The organism is Lactiplantibacillus daoliensis, assembly GCF_005405005.1.
GTDB lineage: Bacteria > Bacillota > Bacilli > Lactobacillales > Lactobacillaceae > Lactiplantibacillus > Lactiplantibacillus daoliensis.
Genome location: NZ_BJDH01000011.1, coordinates 54,472 through 71,768 on the forward strand (window position 1 = coordinate 54,472; position 17,297 = coordinate 71,768).

Below are 17,297 nucleotides of genomic sequence, written 5' to 3' on the forward strand. Positions count from 1 at the left end.
TTAGACTGATTACTTAATGATCAATTTCATTCTCAACGACTCTGATACACTTGTCAACTTAGGCGTTTGGTTTGTTTTCTTTCAGGACTCGAGCCGGATTACCAACCACGACCACGTTGTCAGGAAATGAATGCGTGACAACTGACCCGGCACCCACGACCACGTTATTTCCGAGCGTGACACCAGGCAAAATCATCGCGCTGCCGCCAATCCAACAATCATTACCGATTTTAATTGGTGCAGTCCGTTCAGCTTCTGTGCGGCGTACCGTTGGATCAAGTGGGTGCACTGGCGTATACAACCCAACTTTGGGGCCAAATTTACAATCATTACCAATAGTCACTTGACCTTCATCACAAATTTCAACGCCGTGGTTCGCGTAAAAATGATTACCAATTGTAATATTCACACCATAGCTGAATTCAAAGGTCGGTTCAACGAAGAAACGGTCCCCAACAGAGCGCAAGAGTGAAGCCATCCCGGCATTCCGCTCGTCGTTATCGGCAATTTGGTTATATTTCATAATCTTGCCACGGACATCGTTGCGTAACTTGAGTAACTTGGGTGATTCCATATACAATTCACCATTGATCATTTGTTGATAAGCTGGGTCATTATCGATTTCCATACTGAACTTCCTTTTAACTATATTTTAGTTTGTAAACTTATTGCCGCCTGCCGGCTAAATTGTCACTCTAATCAGTTGACTGATTTCATGCTTTAAATTTTCTGCCATAGCTCGGAGCAATAGCGACAAACAATGCCACTGTCTTGGTAACTGTCACTCGTTACCTGACTATTCTTTCTATTTAAGGATACCACACTAAGCAAAGTTGCTGTATGATGACCTTATCAAGGAGGTCCTTCATTTGAACGAAGCAACTTTAGAACGACAAAATCATGATAATCATCAAAAAACAATCACGGCTGAACAATTGGCCGCAGAACGCACACGGACTGAAAATTTCCCATTAAACTCAGGTGAAACCGCTAAACTTTACATTCACGAACCCAACTATGTGCCTTCAAAAGGCATCATTATTGATTTCCATGGCAGTGGTTTTGTGCATTTACACAACGACCATGACAGCTATTTCTGTAAGCGAATTGGCATTGCAACCCAATATACCGTACTCGATTTCGACTATCCATTAGCGCCAGAACATCCTTTCCCAGCCGCATTAGACGCTTGCGATGAACTCGTACAAACGGTCCAAGCACATTACTCAGATTATTGCGCGGCAACCCCACAGAAACTCATTCTCATTGGCCACAGTGCTGGTGGTAATTTAGTTGCCGGCACTCAAATGCGAGCGCTCAAGGCTGGTCGACCAGTCGCAGATCTAGCTGTTTTAGACTACCCTGCGTTAGATTTAGATACTGACCCGGACGATCTGACCTATCCAACTGGCGCCGTTATTTCCGCTGAACAAGCGAAACGGTTTAATCGGTTCTATCGTGCGAACACGCCATTAGGTAATCCAGAAGTGTCACCAGTATTAGCCTCAGTTTCATCACTAGTTGGTTTCCCACAGACGGTCATTCACACGGCTGATCATGACACGCTGGCGCCTGAAGGTGAAACCTTTGGACATCATCTAACTTTGGCACATACTCCGGTCACGACTAAACGCTATGCCAACTCACTGCATGGCTTTACCGTCTCATTGACCGGTGCTTATCAGGAATCATTTAACGACATGGTCCAACAAATTCAACGCCTCGTGTAGAAAAGAGTTATCCACATGCTAAAATACGTTATTTTTGATTTAGACGATACGCTACTCGATTTTAGTCGTGGGGAACAGGAAGGCATTCTTGACCTGTTGAAAAAGTATGGTATCACTGATTTGCAACACGGCCTTCAAGTTTACCAAGCCCATAATCACTGGGTTTGGTCACAAATTGAACACGGTGCGGATCCAGAGCCACTACTGAATCAACGATTTGCCGTTGTCTTTCAGCGGCTCGGTGTGATGGTAAACGGCCCTGCCTTGCAACATGAATACAGCACCATCTTGGATCATAACTTTTACATTTTACCCGGTGCCACTACTTTATTAACCGATTTACAACAAGCCGGACTTAACTTAATTGTTGGCACCAATGGCGTGAAAACGACCCAACTAAGCCGTTTACAAGGCTCTGGCTTGGCCCAGTATTTTCCACAGGTCTTTATTTCAGCTGACTTAGGTGTGGCGAAACCAGATCCACGATTCTTTACCGCAATTTTTGACCGTAATCCGGCCATGACGCATAGTAACACCATCATGGTTGGGGATAACTTGGGCTCAGATATTAGCGGTGCCATCCACGCACAACTCAAAAATATTTGGTTTAATCCACATCATCGTCCAAATGATAAAAGTTATCAACCGACTTATACTGTGGATAACTTTCAACAACTGGAAAAAATATTACTGCACTAAAAAAAGACGTCATCATGACGTCTTTTTTACACTCCCAATTAATGACACTACTCTTCAATTTGAACAAAATGCGTGTTGCCTAAACCGCCACCGACTTGCATCACGCTGCCACCATGTCGCAACTTGCCTAAGTTAATGGGACGAAAGTTCAACGGTCGTACCAGTTCAGCAAAAGTCTTCTTAGCAACAATATCGTCACCAGCATAAAATAACACCCGCCGACCCTCGCCGCTCACGTGACCATCCATAAATTCTGGTGGCAACGTGTTAAAAGCCTTAATGACTCGCGCATTATTTGCGGCAGCAGCAATCACTTCACTGCCAGTCAAAGGCGCCGTTTTTATTTTCTTGAAGTCCGCTGTAAACTGATTCGTCACATCGACAACAATCCGCTGATCATAATCTGCGACTTGCCGCAGGACAGCTGGCGCCTGTTCAAACGGGACGGCAATGATAACTAACGGTTGTTGTAACGCCACGCTAACTTCAACAAATACGACATTGGCGGCAAATTCGTCTCGCCGCGGCGCTAAACTTGCCGCACCACTATGTCGGCTGAGCTTTACTTGATTGTCACCACGCGCAAAGGTTTGCGCCAAAACGGTACCAACAGTCCCAGCACCAACAATTCCAATTTCCATGAACTCACCTACTTAACCATGATTTAATGAGTCCATTTTAGCGAAAAGTGCACTCAAAGGGAAATATTAAGAGAATCACCCGTCTAAATTGAGCAAAAAAATTCACCAATTAAAATGGCACGCAAGTTATTTCAGCCATAACCAGCGTGCCATTTTCAATTGTTTAATCTTGAACCATATAAGCTTCAATACCAGCTTGCAACCGTTTTAGACCATCCGTTAATTCTGCCGTTGGACAAGCGATGTTAATTCTCAAGAAGTACTTGCCATCACCACGATAGACATCTCCCGCAGAAAGAAATAACCCAGTTTCCGAGCGAATAAATGTGGCTAACTCACTCGCATCCGCTGCGACCGCGCTGATGTCTAGCCAGATTAAATAGGTTGCCTGAGCTTCGATGACTTTAACAGCTGGTAGATTTTTAGCCACAAAAGTCTGCAGTTGACGCTGATTGTCTGCAATCTTAGTCCGTAGTTCAGCAACCCACGCATGTCCCTCACGATAAGCCGCGATACTCCCCGGAATCGCAAATGAGTTGGGCTCAGCGAGTTCGTCATTGTTAATGGCTCGACTCACACGCTCGCGAATTGCCTGGTCTGGCATGATCAAAGTCGCCGCATGAAGTGCCGCAACATTGAAAGTTTTGCTAGGTGAGATGCAGCTAATGCTATTTGCGGCCACTGGCGCACTTAATGATGAAAATGGCGTATAGTCCTGACCATTCAACGTTAAATCACAATGAATCTCGTCAGCTAATATTAAAACGTGATGCTTCAAAGCCAGTTCACCAATATGTTGTAAGTCGGCGCGGGACCACACGATTCCAATCGGATTTTGCGGATTGCACAGAATCATCATCGTTGTTAATGGTTCCGCCAACTTTTGCTCTAAATCGGTAAAATCAATCGTGTACTGACCATCATTTTCAACTAAATCACTGGAAAGTGTGTGTCGGCCATTATTTTCAATTGAATGATAAAACATGTTATAGACTGGCGCCTGTACCAGCACGTTATCCCCTGGTGCAGTCATTTTGCGCACAATTGATGAAATAGCTGGCACAACCCCAGTACAAAACATCAGCCAGTCCAATTGTGGTCGAAAATGGTGCTCAGTTGCCCACCAATCAGCTACTGCTTCATAATAACTCGTTGGAATTTCTTCATAACCGAAAATGCCAAAGGCCGCCCGCTTTTTCAGTGCTGTGATAATTTCTGGTGCCGTTTGAAAGTCCATGTCGGCAATCCACATCGGTAATTCCCCAGGCTTGACGTTCCACTTAGCTGAATTCGTATGACGCCGATCGATAATTGTTTCAAAATCATACTGCATGGCGCACACCGCTTTCATTGTCCACTGAAATAGTCGTTTGTTTAGGATCATCCATAATCACTTGTTGAATCGCCTGAGCATGAATCTTACCACTGATTGGATTCTTAACGCTGTCAATACTTGAAACGATGTCGGCATCAATATCTTTACAATATTCAAAGGCCAAGTCAGTATTTAATAATGTGCAGTTTTCAAGCGTCAGTCCATCCATGTAACAGAGGCCTTGATCACTTTCAATCGTACAGTTCACAAAACGTACATTCTTTGAGTTCCAGCCTAAATATTCACCAATAATTTTTGAATCATAAACCGTGACGTTTTCACAATTCCACAAGGCATCTTTCGTCATCAACGTGGCGTTGTGAATTTCGATGTTTTTAGCCCCATCAAAGGCATAGTTGCCGACTAGATTAAAGTCACGAATCTTGATATTTTCACTGTTCATCCCAAAGTAGTTACCGGCAGCCTGAACATCATGAATATCGATATCCCGGCTATTCCATAACGTTTCTTCTGCATGAGGCATGTGAACGTGATCTAACTTAATTCGACTTGCCCGCCGGAATAGTTTAGGCGCTTGTAAGGTACTATTCGTAATCGTAATGTCATCGGTATACCAAATCCCAGACCGTGACATTTCTTCAAAAATCGAGTTATTTACTCGAATATGACGACTGTACCAAAGTGGATATTTCCACTTAAAAATCGATTGTTCTAATTCGATATTTTGGCTTTCCTTTAACGGCGACTCACCGTCTGCAAAAGTACTATTTTCAATGTGTAAATCGCGTGCCTTAAATAAGGCCCGTTCACCGGTTAATAATTGTTGATTAATCATTTTCATTTAATTAAAACTTCTTTCTCTAAGTAACGATGCTAATTAAGATTCAATGATTATTTTAATAGCTTCGAGTTGGTCTAAGGCAACCCCTTTAGCAAAAAAAGTTCAAAAATTCAATCCACCACTCGCTCAGTAACCCTTTGACGACGAAATTCAAGCTGAATTGCAGCAGTCATTAGGATAAGTCCGCCACTCAAAACTAGTAGTCCCCAAATGCCCCACCATTGGACTAGCTGTGGTGCTAAATAAGCGCCCAGCGCGGCAGTACCATCTGTAAAAACCAAGGTTAATGCCAGCAACCGACTGACAAAGTTAGCCGGTACTTGTGTTTGAAAATAGGTATAAAATTTCAGATTAAAACAACCACGTAGACTTCCCAGCAACCATAAACCAACCCCAAACAACGGTGGTAGTGGCACTAACATTAATAGACTTATTAGTGCACCATAGCTCAGTTGAACGGCAGTTAAGCGCGGCAACCAGCGTTTAAGCAGTGGTGCCATAATGATGCCACCCGCTTCACAACCGAGATAAAGTGATAGCGCAAGCTTCGAGTGCCAAGTCGTTAAAACTAGCCACGGTACAAAGACCGCGACGACCGCATCCACTAAACAGCCGATGATTGCTAAACTTGTCAACTTGATTAGGTCTGGCCGTTGCCGAAATAACCGCCAAGCTGGTGACAGCTTTGGTCGTTTCACTGACTGTTGAACTGCCAAGGGCCGCAATTGGAATCGCTGATCTAACCATGCCGAACATAAGAAAGCGCCCCCCATTATCAGGATCAAACTCCGGGCGGGGACCCAGATCAGCAAACTCGCAATTAACATCGAAGCACTAATAATTGCGACTTGGCGAATTTGGGTTTGAAACCCATTGACACGGGTAATCTGCTGCGGGGCAAATAAGCGTGGCACGATGGTCTTATTACCTAATTTATAAAAGACACCAATAGCTTTATTCACGACCGAAACCGTCGCCAACGTGACCACTTGCCAAGTTGGATTCGTCATCACTAACGCCGCAGCAACAAATAATAATCCCGTCAGCAGATCAGTAACGAGCATCACAATTTTCGGATTGGTCCGTTCAATCAGCACTCCAGCCACTAAATTTAATATTAATGCTGGTGCCATCGTCAGTGCTAAGACCTGCCCTAATAACTTAGGACTGCCAGTCGCTTCAATTAATTGGACCGATACTAAATACATAAACCCATAAAAACCAAAGAATGTAATTGCCATACTGACTAAGTAGTAACTGAAATTATGTGAATGTGTTTCTCGCAACCACTTTTCATCCCCTTTGGCTGAATACTCATGAAACTATTACCAGTGTTGTACATGAGTGAGTCAAACAACTAATTTGTTTTATCCTAATTGTACCCGTCTCGACTGCCGAAAACTAGCGCGTTTATTTTTATATTCTTTCAATTTTTTAATAATTAAAGTTTGAAAGACTCAAAAGCATCACAAATATTGCAGTAACAGTAACCAGTGCGCCTAAAGTAGACTCACCTAAATTTTAGCGCTCCGTCAGTCAAAACCGGTGTGCTGTGAGGGGACGGCGCCAGCCAAGGTACGGTCTCAAAGCCGACAAAACACGTCTTTGAATTGCCCCGCGAGATTAGTCAGCCAGGAACGCAGACTAATCTCGCCGACACTGCACACCGATTTCGACTGACTCCGCTAACCGTAACTAACTGATTGATTGGAGGTCATTGCCGATAGTATCGGACGTGCAGGTGGCGTTTGACCGGCGTTCCTTTTGCCGGCCTTACACCATGGACAGCTCGGAGATTTGCGGTCTTGGCAAAGCTTCTGGGCGAGGTTCAAGACGTTTCTTAGGCTTGGACCGGTTCCTCGTCCGCATGCTATCGACAACAACCGGAAGTAGCAGTGATCGACTAGTTTTCATTACCTGATTGTTGACTTAATGGTGCAGACCAGTAATTTTCAACTTTCAATTTTTTGATAATAAAAAAACAGCGACCCATTAATGCAGTCGCTGTCTTAGCTTACTTCAATTTGATTTTAATTTTTAACTTTTTAGGATACGCCGACTCACGAAGTCGTAAGACCGCAATCACCAAATTCAACCCACTCAACAAGCACATTAAGCCAGCTGTTAACACAGCACCTTTTCGTAACATGTGCGCCACCTCGCGTTTATTTACATTCAGCTTAACACAGTTTACTTGGCATGCGCCGAATTTTGTAATTGAATCATATCATAGTAGTACCCTTGTTGGGTCAGTAACTCATCATTTGTCCCACGTTCCACAATTTTTCCTTGATGTAACACTAAAATCAAGTCAGCATTTTGAATCGTCGATAACCGATGAGCAATCGCAATCGTTGTCCGATTTCGTTGAATGCGACTCAATCCAGTCTGAATCATTTCTTCGGTTTCCGTATCCACATTGGCCGTCGCTTCATCCAAAATTAAGATTTTGGGATCAGTGACGATCGTCCGTGCAAATGAAATCAGTTGGCGTTGACCAGAGGAATAACTTGCCCCGCGTTCAATCACTCGCGACTCATAATTTTGTGGCAACTCATCAATAAATTCATTGGCCGTCACAAACTTAGCCGCCGCTTCAACTTGTTCATCTGAGATTGACTCGTCAAACATCCGAATATTTGATTTAATATCACCATAAAACATGAATGGCTCTTGTAAAACCAGCCCCAGTTTCTGGCGTAATTCTTTCGCTGGATAATCACGAATATCACGATCATCAATTAAGACTTCACCAGATTGGAATTCATAGAACCGCATTAAAACATTGATAGTTGAAGTTTTGCCACTCCCAGTCTGACCAACCAAAGCAACCGTTTGACCAGGTTCAGCGACAAATGACACATCATTTAAAACTGGATGTACCCCATCATAAGCAAAGGTCACATGTTTAAACTCAATCTTCCCACGCGTAATTTTTGCATCCGGATCGGCATGTTGCGCTGGTGCGATCGTTTGATCATCCATAATCCGCAAAACCCGTGATCCCGCAACGACCCCATCTTGAAAATCGGAGAGATTATCCATCATTTGAGTCATTGGATTGTAAAAGTTATCCAGGTAAGTAATGAACGCGTAAACAACCCCAGCCGCCACGTAACCATTTAAGCCACGAACACCGAAGAAACCTAGAATCATGACCGTTCCTAAAGCGTAAAACAAGTTGATGATGGGACTCAAAAGTAACGAATTGGTTCGAATCATCGCCTGTCGCGTCTTAAAATAAGCATCATTGGTGTGATCAAATTCATCGTTGATTCGCCGTTCTTGTCGGAACTGCTGAATAACGCTAATGCCAGTAATGGCTTCACTTAACTTCGTATTTAATTCACTCAACCGTTCCCGCATCCGTCGATAAACGCGTGAACTATACCGTTGATAATACCAAATCGAAACAGCCAAAAATGGCATGAATACGAGTAACCACAAAGCAATCTCGTGGTCCGTAAAATACATGGCTAAAAATGACGAAATTACGGCAAAAAAGGCCGTAAATAAGGTATTGAATAGCGCCCAGAAATTAGAAAATGACATCGTATCGTTGGTCAACCGTGACAAGATTGAGCCACCAGGTACTTGGTCAAAATACCGCATGCCCATCCGATGCAACTTCTGGAACAACTGACGCCGGACGTTTTCCAACATGTACTCGGCACCCATCGTACTCGTGTAATTCTGGAAGAACTGCATCGCCGCACGAACGATCATGCCAAAGAAGTACAGGCCAGCAAAATACCACAGAATTGCAATCGTTGCCTGACCCGTTCGTAAATAACGGTCAATAAACAGTTGCAGTACCTTTGGTAAATAGATATTAACTAGGCTAATGAGGCCTGACATCATAATCGTCGTGATAAAGAACCATTTGAATGGCTTGGCATAGGGCAATAATCGCCGAATGACCGTCAACTGTTCCTTGACCGGCATGCTTCGCGCCCAAACTGATTGACGTTGTGCCATTATTGCACCGCCCCTTCCACTTTAGTTTCTAATTGTTGGCGCTCAAAAATTTCTTGATACCAACCATGTTGTTGCATTAATTGTGAATGCGTTCCGCGTTCGACAATCCGACCTTCATCCATCACGATGATTTCATCCGCGTTCATGACCGAACTCAAGCGATGAGCGGCAATAATCGTGGTCTTGTCGGCCCGTTCCGCCTTCAAATTAGCGAGAATCTCCGCTTCCGTTTCTGCATCCACGGCTGATAACGCATCGTCTAAAATCAATAACTCTGGGTTAATCAACAGGGCCCGCGCAATGGCTAATCGCTGCCGTTGTCCACCAGAAAGCGAAATTCCTTGTTCGCCGACTTGCGTATCATAGCCTTCAGTCATGCCAGCAATTTGACCGCTCAGATCACTTTTGTCGGCAACTGCCTCAACTGTCTCCTGTGAAACCTTAGGATCAGCGAATCGAATATTCTCTCGAATTGTATTAGAAAACAGAAAACTATCCTGTGGCACATAGCCAATCGCTGGCAAATAACTGTCGAGTGCATAGTGCTTGATATCATGACCACCATATTGAATCTGACCGTCATAATTATCAAACTCCCGCAAAATCAAGCGCATAATCGTCGACTTACCAGAACCGACTCGACCAACGATTCCAAGAGTCTGGCCAGCTTTCAAGTCAAAATGCACTTGGCTCAAGCTAGTTCCGGCATCGTTAGGATAATTAAATTTATCAACGGCATAGTGCATCCCACCGGTTGGCCGTTGTTCAAGACCGTTCTTACGGTCAATAATGGCACTCTGCTGATTCAATAATTCCATGACGCGGTCGTAAGACGCATTCCCACGTTCCATCGTGTTAAATAGCATGCCGACCGCAAACATCGGCCAAACCATCATGCCCAGGTACGTGATAAATGAGACCAGATTACCAATCGTAATCACGTGATTCATCACATACATCCCACCTAAAATGATTGTCGCTGCGTATGATAACGCAATAATCAAGGTGATGGCAGGGTCAAATAATGAATCTAGAAAGTTGACGTGTCGATTAATTTTAATTGTTTGATCAATCTGATCGTTAAAATCGGCCACATCGGCTTTTTCTTGACCGAGCGCTTTAATCACTTTGATACCACTAATACTCTCTTGCGCTTTATTGTTTAATCGTGAAAAAGCGGCTTGTGAAGACCGGAAAGCCACATGGATCTTCTGACCTAAATACCATGAAACCACGGCTAATAATGGAAATGGTACGACCGCAATCAACGTTAAACGCCAATCGATCAGCATCATCATGGCAATCAGCGTCGTCCCACCAGTAATGATGGAATCGGCAAATTGTAAGATTCCCCCGCCAGCGACCCGTTCAACGGCGGTCAAGTCATTAGTAGCATGGGCCATCAAGTCCCCAGTACGATACTTTTGATAGAAAGTGGCGTCCATTTTCATAAAATGCCAAAAGAGTCGTTCCCGCAACGTGCGTTCAAGGCCGGCCGCGCCGCCCCAGATGGCATTTCGCCATAGGTACCGTGTTAAGTATTGTCCGACCGCTGCGGCGGCAATAATGACTAAATAAATTGTCAGTGATTGAGCCGTCAACTTATGCTGGTTAATGCCATCCACGACATCCCCAATGATTCGTGGCGGCACAATCCCGATAACGGCCGTCAAAATAAGACCGATAACCCCCGCCAGATACAGCTTCCATTCGCGGCGGAAATACCAGCCTAACTTCAGAAATATGCTCACAATTGCGCCTCCAAAATAAGAAAATTAAAATTCACTGTGATATTGACTAATATAACACACTCAACGAACAAACGACGCTTTGCTGTTCGTATCGGGCCAAACGAAAAACGCCTTAGCAGATTTGCTAAGACGCTTTTGATTAACCCTTATTTGCCAGCTTTCATTTGAATTGGTGCTTCAGCTGGTTCTTGCATGTTATGCTTCTTCAAGAATACCATTGATGCCCATAAGAGGATCAAGGCCACGATAGCAAAGATCGCTAAGATGACGATTGATGACACAAACGTCTCGTTGCCCCAGCCACCAGTTAAGGATTGCCGGAATGCGAGAATCGAGTACGTCAATGGTAAGAATGGATGAATCACGTTGAAGAAATGGTTCGTGATTTCCATTGGGAAGGTCCCACCGGAACCACCCAGTTGTAACATCAGTAAGACCATGGCCACGAATCGACCAGGGTTATCGAATAGCATCGACAAGAACATGACTATAAACATCGACGCCAGTGCAATCATAATCGCCGTGGTAAAGTAACCAGCCATGCTGATTGGCTTCAAGCCAACGATGAGTAAGGCTACACATTCGATAATTGCCATCAAGACGGCAACCGGTGCACCAACCGCAATCTTGCTTAAGAACCATTGTGTTGGTGTTCCATCATCGTCAGACATCCGCCGAATTGGGTAAGCGAAGTTGAAGACGATTGCGCCAACATAAAGCGCTAATGACAAGACATATGGTGCTAACGCATGACCATAGTTAGGCACATAACTGTAGTTAGAATGTGTCAACTTAGAAGGCGTTGCAAACATTTGCGCATTCGCATTCTTCAATGGCGTAGCATTAACCTTGTCTGCACCACTCTTCAAAGACTTAGCTAAAGTTGCATTACCATTCTTAATCTTCTTGTTACCACTCAATAATTGTGGTGTGTTTTCATGTAATTGGTCCGCACCATCTGTCAACTTTTGAACACCGGTAACTAACGTTGGTACTTGAGCATTCAAAGCATTCAAGCCCGTTGTAACTTGGCTAGAACCTCTGAATAACTGTTGTACACCACTAACAAGTTGTGGGACTTGTGTGTTCATCGAGTTCAGACCGCTTGTTACTTGACTAGAACCATTGAACAAGGCTTTAACACCAGCAGCTAACGTTGGTACTTGACTATTCAATGAATTTAACCCATCACTAACTTGAGTAGACCCAGCAAATAACGCTGAAACACCTGAAACTAGAGTTGGTACTTGTTGTTGCAGTTGAGTTGTCCCAGCCTCAAGCTGACCTGCACCACTATTTAAAGCAGCAGACTTATCTGTCAAAGCTGTACTACCCTTAAATAGTTGTGCAACACCACTCGTCAAATCAGGTACTTGGCCATTCAATTGATTCAGACCAGCATCAAGTTGATCCGCACCAGTATTTAATGAACCAGATTTTCCAACCAATGTATCAGTTCCAGTGGCTAGTCCACCAATACCACCGACTAATGCTGGAACTTGACCGTTTAAGGCATCTAATCCACTACTTAATCGAGCCGTACCGGATTTTAATTGTCCCAAACCAGCAGTTAAGTTACCAGAGTATGTTGTCAAAGTATTTAAACTGGTTGTCATTGCATTAACATTTGCAATTAGCTTATTAACGCCATCTTCAATTGCCTGGAAATTTTCAGCTAAACTAGTTGCTTTAGTATTATCTGTCGAGCTTGAACTTGCAACAGCTGACTTCAAATTGGCCATACTGGTCTTTAGGTCATTTGCGGCTTGTGTGTTAGTGTTAGTTGCACTTACACTTGCCAAACTATCCTCTAATGCGCTTACTTGTGCATCGGTCAATCCTTGAGAATCCTTCAACCCTTCGATCTTAGCATTTATTTCCTTCGTCAAGGCCTCATTATCATTTGAGCCACTATCAGTTAGAGTATTTACATTCGTCTGCATTGTATCAACTAAACTTGATAGCTTGCTAGAATTAGTAGCAGATTGTGAACTAGCCGAAAGTTGTTTATCAAGTTCGGTCAAAGCTGCATTCATTGCAGTCATACCTGCTTGAAGTTGCTCAATTTGTTGGTTGTTTTCATCGCTTGTCCCCGTAGCATAAAGCTGATTCAAGCCATCAGTAATCTGAGAACTACCATCTTGCAAACTCTTAATACTCTTATCAGCATCAGTGGCACCTTTGTATAAATCATTTGCTTGCTGAGGCAATTCTGACGTTTTTGACTTAAGTTCATTTGCACCATCGTTAGCTTCTGCAACACCAGCGGTATACCTTGCCACGCCATCTTTCAAACCATTTGAACCATCAACCAACTGTTGAACACCAGAAGATAGCTTACCGGTCTTACTATCTAAAGTTCTCAACCCTGTTGATAACGTATAAACACCGTCAGTATATTGGGCAACACCGACCTTTAATGCTTTTGAGCCATCAGCTAACTGAACGACCCCCGATGACAGTGCACCAGTACTGTTATTCAAAACGTTAAGACCACTAGTGACTTGACCAGAACCATCAGCTAGTTTCGCAACACCAGTTGTCAGTGCACCAGTACTACCATTCATAGTTGCTAAACCATTGGTGACTTGGCCAGAACCACTAGCTAATTGTGAAACACCAGAAGCCAATGTTCCAGTTTTACCATTTAAAGTGGCCAAGCCGTCAGTAACTTGACCAGAACCATTAGCTAATTGGTTTACACCACTAGCCAATGCACCAGTACTACCGTTCAAGGTCTTCAAACCATTATCGACATCAGCAACACCATTTGTGTAAGTCACTAAACCAGCTTGTAAGGTTTTACCACCTTTAGCCAATTTCTTGGACCCATCTGCGGCTTTACTAAAGCCTTTACCAGCTGTTTTCACTTGGTCAAACATTGCTAAGGCATAAGCTTTGGTAACTGAGGCCCGCACGTTTTGGTTCAGCTGGGTCGCACCAGCATCACTAATCACTTTAGCAATGTAATTCAGCGACGCGTTGGTTGAGTAATGTAACTTCATCTTTTGTGGATGCTTACTCGTTACCGTCGTTGCGTGTTTTGAGAAATTAGCTGGAATGGTCACAACTGTATAATACTTGTGATCAGCTAAGCCGGCTTGGGCTTCGTCCGCCGAAACGAAATGCCATCCAAGTTGGTCATTTTTCTTGATGTTCTTGACCATTTCTTCCCCGACTGCTAAACGTTTACCCTGATAATTTACCGGTTTATCTTCATTAACTACCGCTACCGGTAAATTCTTTGTATCTCCGTATGGATCCCAAACCGAAGTCAGGAAGAATACACTATACAAAAATGGAATTAAAATCATGACTGCTACCGAAATCCACAAAATCTTGCTGTGGAAAATCGACCGCCATTCCCCACGAATCATTTTCACAACCTGAAACCTTCCTTCAAAAAAATTAAATATGTTGTTCAAGTGAGAACAACGATGCTAACGTTGTCTCAATTGCTGCCTGAATCTTTGGATCGCCACCGTCACGGCGATCGCTGCTTAACCACTGTACGATACTGGTAATGGCCCCGCTGACTAAATATGCCGTCAAATCCGGCTGGCGGGCATTTCGAATCATGACAAATACCCGATCCGTGGCCCCAGAGTGCGCAATTGTTAGAAAACAGTCATTGATAACCTGCTGCGAGCGCGCATTGTCGCCCTCAGTATTCGTCACCAACAAGTGTCGTAATATTTGCGTGTGCGTGCCGATAAAGCGCGACATCACCGCAGACCCTGCGGCATCCGACTGTTCAGCGGCCAATAACTCTTCTAAAGCCTTCATCACCATCTGCGCTAACAAATCAAACTTGTCAGTATAGTAACGATAAAAACTACTGCGATGAATCAACGCACGTTGGCAAATTTGCTCAACGGTAATCTGTGAGATTGACTGCTGTTCCAATAACTCGTACATCGCACGCTGCAAATCTAGCTCCGTCCGAATTGAAATTGCCACCACCCCTTTTTATGGTATTCGTTCATTCGAATATAGGAATATAACAGGCCCAAAACAACGTTGCTCCCGCGGCAACGACTTTAATCCCCTAATGCAAATATGGCTTTAACTTTAAGTCTTCTCGTAAAGTGTGAATTAAGTGTTCAACCTTAGTTAATGGACCATCAAAGGTGACACGATAGTAGTTACGTGTTCCTTGATGCTCGACACTAACAAAGTGATGATCCTTCAACGTTTTCAGTTGATGGGACACAGCTGGCTGCGAGATTTTCATAATTGTGGTCAATTCCCCAACCGTTAATCCTTTAGCATGCTGCGTCAATTCAATCATGATCTGTTGCCGACGCTCATCCGCTAAGACTTCAAAAATCGGAATCGTATCGCGGAATTCTTGCAAAGCTGCTTCGTTTGGATTCATAGCGCTCCTCCTTATATTCTTATATTCAAATATTAGAATATATCAATATTACAGCGATTGCCGATTTTTTGCAACACTTAGTTTAAACTGTCTGATTCTAAGTCAAATTAGTCCAAATGCTCTTCTATCATTTCTAGATAGCGCTTACAATTACATTAAATCTAACTGGGAGGCGCATTCAAATGAAACCATTAAATCAAGATGCCATTATTTTACGCTTAGGCCTGGTCACAGGCTGTTGGCTACTCGTCCAACTGCTATTATTGCCCTCAGTTCTGACTGCGAATGCCACCGTCCTACAATTTTCAGGGGTCGCCTTACTTACAATCATCGGGGCAATTGGCTTATTTGATTGCTACCGCGCCTGGAAACAACGTCTGAATTGGTGTTACAGTGTCACCGATCTTGTTCTACTAATCTTAGTTGCAATTCTATTATGGTAAAAGTCCAGCCAAAAAGTCTCGAGTCTAACTATTTTCAGGTTTAGACGCGAGACTTTCTCTGTTCATTTAATGATTATTTTACATATTCGGCCAAGTAGCAGTCTATTTTCAAAAATCTGAAAAAGTGATGGTTTGCTTGAGCGCATCAACTGCTACCTGTGATCCCAGTGGCGTGCTAATCATCGGAATCGTATGGCAGCTATCGTAATCATAAACAATTGGTAACTGCTGTGCGCCCAAAACTTCTTGTAAAATATCAATAGGACGATAGTCAGTTCTAGCTGGATCAAAGCAAGCATGCTTTCCCAAAATAATTCCTTTAACTTGGTCAAACACACCAGCCAACTTCAACATTGAGAAGTTCTTTTCTACCGTGGCGGCATCTTTTTCAGCATCTTCAATGAATAAAATATCGTCAGTCGTTAACTTAGGAAAGTAGTCAGACTTAAAGAAACCATACATCGTGTCCAAATTACCACCAATCAAACGACCACTCAACATTGACTTGCCAATGTAATGCCACGCATTAGCGTGCTGTTGCTTAGGATGGTCAAAATTTTCCCAATTAGCTTGTTCATCAGTCCAAGTTTTAGGAGCCGAGACTGTCACTGGACCAGTGGCGCTCACAATTTGTTTGAAATAAGCCCAAGTCTGTTCCACATATGGGGACCAATCGCCCAATGACGCTACTAATGCTGGGCCATAAATCACTCGGCAACTTGGCGCCTGCGTCTGCACGGCCAATAGTAAGGCGGTGGCATCTGAGTAGCCCACAACCGTTTTCGGATGTTGTTCCAGATAGGCATAATCTAAATAAGGCAACACGGAACTGGTCACCGTACCACCAATCGTCGCCATGATTACATCAATGGTCGGTTGATGAATCAAAGCATTAATCTCATCAGCTCGTGCTTGAATTGACCCCGAACGATACCCATCTTGCTTTCCAGTCAGGCTACCAGCAACTAACCGGACTCCCCGTTGTTTTAAAAATTTTTGGGCTCGTTGAAACCGTTGCGGCGACAATGCCGTAATCGGCGTTGATCCTGAAAAATAACCTATTTCCATCACACTACGCCTCTATTTCTAATCTTTATTTAATCATACACTTATTTTTCGTGTAAAAAAACGCCTGACAAATTGTCAGACGCTACAAGGGTCTTAATTCCAATCAGACTGATTGAATAGCAATAACATTGGTTGGGAACCAAGTTATTATATGGAAAATCACAGGATTCTGGGAAGGAATGACCAGTGATCAGAGTCTAATTTACTGACAAGCGTTACTTGCTAATTATAAGAGAAAAAAATTGCAATTAACGGCGGTTAAGCAACGCTATGGCATTAGTATAGCCGGTTTTGACTGTTTTGCTAGCACGGAGTCAGCGCGATTGTCGCAGAATACGACAATTTTCAAAGATTGTCCTAATTTTCATAACTAAAAGCCCAATTTGTTGCTAATGGAAACGGTTAATGCGACAATTTGAGGGCAATTAAGTC

At 43.5% G+C, this 17,297-nt stretch carries 15 protein-coding genes; 3 read left to right on the forward strand and 12 right to left on the reverse strand.

What is annotated here, in order from left to right; translation table 11 throughout:
• Positions 1 to 58: 58 nt before the first annotated feature.
• Complete coding sequence (locus FFM64_RS11280) at positions 59 to 628, reverse strand: sugar O-acetyltransferase (RefSeq protein ID WP_137608133.1); 570 nt, start codon at positions 626 to 628, stop codon at positions 59 to 61.
• Between the two features lie 241 nt (positions 629 to 869).
• On the opposite strand from FFM64_RS11280, the gene FFM64_RS11285 reads away from it, so the two are divergent.
• Both FFM64_RS11285 and FFM64_RS11290 read left to right on the forward strand, forming a co-directional pair.
• Positions 870 to 1,730, forward strand: coding sequence for an alpha/beta hydrolase fold domain-containing protein (locus FFM64_RS11285; protein ID WP_171000395.1), 861 nt, complete (start codon positions 870 to 872; stop codon positions 1,728 to 1,730).
• Between the two features lie 15 nt (positions 1,731 to 1,745).
• Positions 1,746 to 2,429: a YjjG family noncanonical pyrimidine nucleotidase gene (locus tag FFM64_RS11290; RefSeq protein ID WP_137608135.1), complete on the forward strand. Its 684-nt coding sequence runs from the start codon at positions 1,746 to 1,748 to the stop codon at positions 2,427 to 2,429.
• 47 nt (positions 2,430 to 2,476) lie between these two features.
• Here FFM64_RS11290 and FFM64_RS11295 read toward each other — a convergent pair whose 3' ends face one another.
• The 10 genes from FFM64_RS11295 to FFM64_RS11335 form a co-directional block, all read right to left on the reverse strand.
• Entirely contained in the window at positions 2,477 to 3,070 is a 594-nt protein-coding gene (locus tag FFM64_RS11295; RefSeq protein WP_137608136.1) for an NADPH-dependent F420 reductase, read from the reverse strand.
• Positions 3,071 to 3,233: 163 nt separating this feature from the next.
• The gene (locus FFM64_RS11300) at positions 3,234 to 4,403 is read right to left on the reverse strand and encodes a MalY/PatB family protein (protein WP_137608137.1); all 1,170 of its coding nucleotides are present in this window, start codon (positions 4,401 to 4,403) and stop codon (positions 3,234 to 3,236) included.
• Complete coding sequence (locus FFM64_RS11305) at positions 4,393 to 5,247, reverse strand: DUF3737 family protein (protein ID WP_137608138.1); 855 nt, start codon at positions 5,245 to 5,247, stop codon at positions 4,393 to 4,395. Before FFM64_RS11305 ends, FFM64_RS11300 begins: the two co-directional genes overlap by 11 nt.
• Positions 5,248 to 5,357: 110 nt before the next feature.
• Positions 5,358 to 6,533: an MFS transporter gene (locus FFM64_RS11310; protein ID WP_137608139.1), complete on the reverse strand. Its 1,176-nt coding sequence runs from the start codon at positions 6,531 to 6,533 to the stop codon at positions 5,358 to 5,360.
• 728 nt (positions 6,534 to 7,261) lie between these two features.
• Positions 7,262 to 7,396: a hypothetical protein gene (locus FFM64_RS12480; protein ID WP_263390201.1), complete on the reverse strand. Its 135-nt coding sequence runs from the start codon at positions 7,394 to 7,396 to the stop codon at positions 7,262 to 7,264.
• Between the two features lie 41 nt (positions 7,397 to 7,437).
• Positions 7,438 to 9,225 (reverse strand): ABC transporter ATP-binding protein, encoded by a 1,788-nt coding sequence (locus tag FFM64_RS11315; RefSeq protein ID WP_137608140.1) that lies wholly within the window; start codon positions 9,223 to 9,225, stop codon positions 7,438 to 7,440.
• A complete protein-coding gene (locus FFM64_RS11320) occupies positions 9,225 to 10,976 on the reverse strand; it encodes an ABC transporter ATP-binding protein (protein ID WP_137608141.1) in 1,752 nt (583 codons plus the stop codon). Before FFM64_RS11320 ends, FFM64_RS11315 begins: the two co-directional genes overlap by 1 nt.
• A gap of 146 nt (positions 10,977 to 11,122) precedes the next feature.
• Entirely contained in the window at positions 11,123 to 14,353 is a 3,231-nt protein-coding gene (locus FFM64_RS11325) for a YhgE/Pip family protein (RefSeq protein WP_137608181.1), read from the reverse strand.
• Positions 14,354 to 14,384: 31 nt separating this feature from the next.
• Positions 14,385 to 14,936: a TetR/AcrR family transcriptional regulator gene (locus FFM64_RS11330; RefSeq protein WP_137608142.1), complete on the reverse strand. Its 552-nt coding sequence runs from the start codon at positions 14,934 to 14,936 to the stop codon at positions 14,385 to 14,387.
• 88 nt (positions 14,937 to 15,024) lie between these two features.
• Positions 15,025 to 15,354, reverse strand: coding sequence for an ArsR/SmtB family transcription factor (locus FFM64_RS11335; protein WP_137608143.1), 330 nt, complete (start codon positions 15,352 to 15,354; stop codon positions 15,025 to 15,027).
• Positions 15,355 to 15,536: 182 nt separating this feature from the next.
• Between FFM64_RS11335 and FFM64_RS11340 the strand changes: the two genes are divergently transcribed.
• Positions 15,537 to 15,797: a hypothetical protein gene (locus tag FFM64_RS11340; protein WP_137608144.1), complete on the forward strand. Its 261-nt coding sequence runs from the start codon at positions 15,537 to 15,539 to the stop codon at positions 15,795 to 15,797.
• A 108-nt stretch (positions 15,798 to 15,905) separates the two neighbouring features.
• Here the strand turns inward: FFM64_RS11340 and FFM64_RS11345 are convergent, their stop codons facing one another.
• Positions 15,906 to 16,865 (reverse strand): S66 family peptidase, encoded by a 960-nt coding sequence (locus FFM64_RS11345; RefSeq protein WP_137608145.1) that lies wholly within the window; start codon positions 16,863 to 16,865, stop codon positions 15,906 to 15,908.
• Positions 16,866 to 17,297: the final 432 nt, after the last annotated feature.

Bases quoted from the DNA above. Each gene is read 5' to 3' on its own strand.
- FFM64_RS11280 (WP_137608133.1), bottom strand. From the start codon at position 628: ATGGAAATCGATAATGACCCAGCTTATCAACAAATGATCAATGGTGAA.
- FFM64_RS11290 (WP_137608135.1), top strand. From the start codon at position 1,746: ATGCTAAAATACGTTATTTTTGATTTAGACGATACGCTACTCGATTTT.
- FFM64_RS11295 (WP_137608136.1), bottom strand. From the start codon at position 3,070: ATGGAAATTGGAATTGTTGGTGCTGGGACTGTTGGTACCGTTTTGGCG.
- FFM64_RS11300 (WP_137608137.1), bottom strand. From the start codon at position 4,403: ATGCAGTATGATTTTGAAACAATTATCGATCGGCGTCATACGAATTCA.
- FFM64_RS11305 (WP_137608138.1), bottom strand. From the start codon at position 5,247: ATGAAAATGATTAATCAACAATTATTAACCGGTGAACGGGCCTTATTT.
- FFM64_RS12480 (WP_263390201.1), bottom strand. From the start codon at position 7,396: ATGTTACGAAAAGGTGCTGTGTTAACAGCTGGCTTAATGTGCTTGTTG.
- FFM64_RS11315 (WP_137608140.1), bottom strand. From the start codon at position 9,225: ATGGCACAACGTCAATCAGTTTGGGCGCGAAGCATGCCGGTCAAGGAA.
- FFM64_RS11325 (WP_137608181.1), bottom strand. From the start codon at position 14,353: ATGATTCGTGGGGAATGGCGGTCGATTTTCCACAGCAAGATTTTGTGG.
- FFM64_RS11335 (WP_137608143.1), bottom strand. From the start codon at position 15,354: ATGAATCCAAACGAAGCAGCTTTGCAAGAATTCCGCGATACGATTCCG.
- FFM64_RS11340 (WP_137608144.1), top strand. From the start codon at position 15,537: ATGAAACCATTAAATCAAGATGCCATTATTTTACGCTTAGGCCTGGTC.
- FFM64_RS11345 (WP_137608145.1), bottom strand. From the start codon at position 16,865: ATGGAAATAGGTTATTTTTCAGGATCAACGCCGATTACGGCATTGTCG.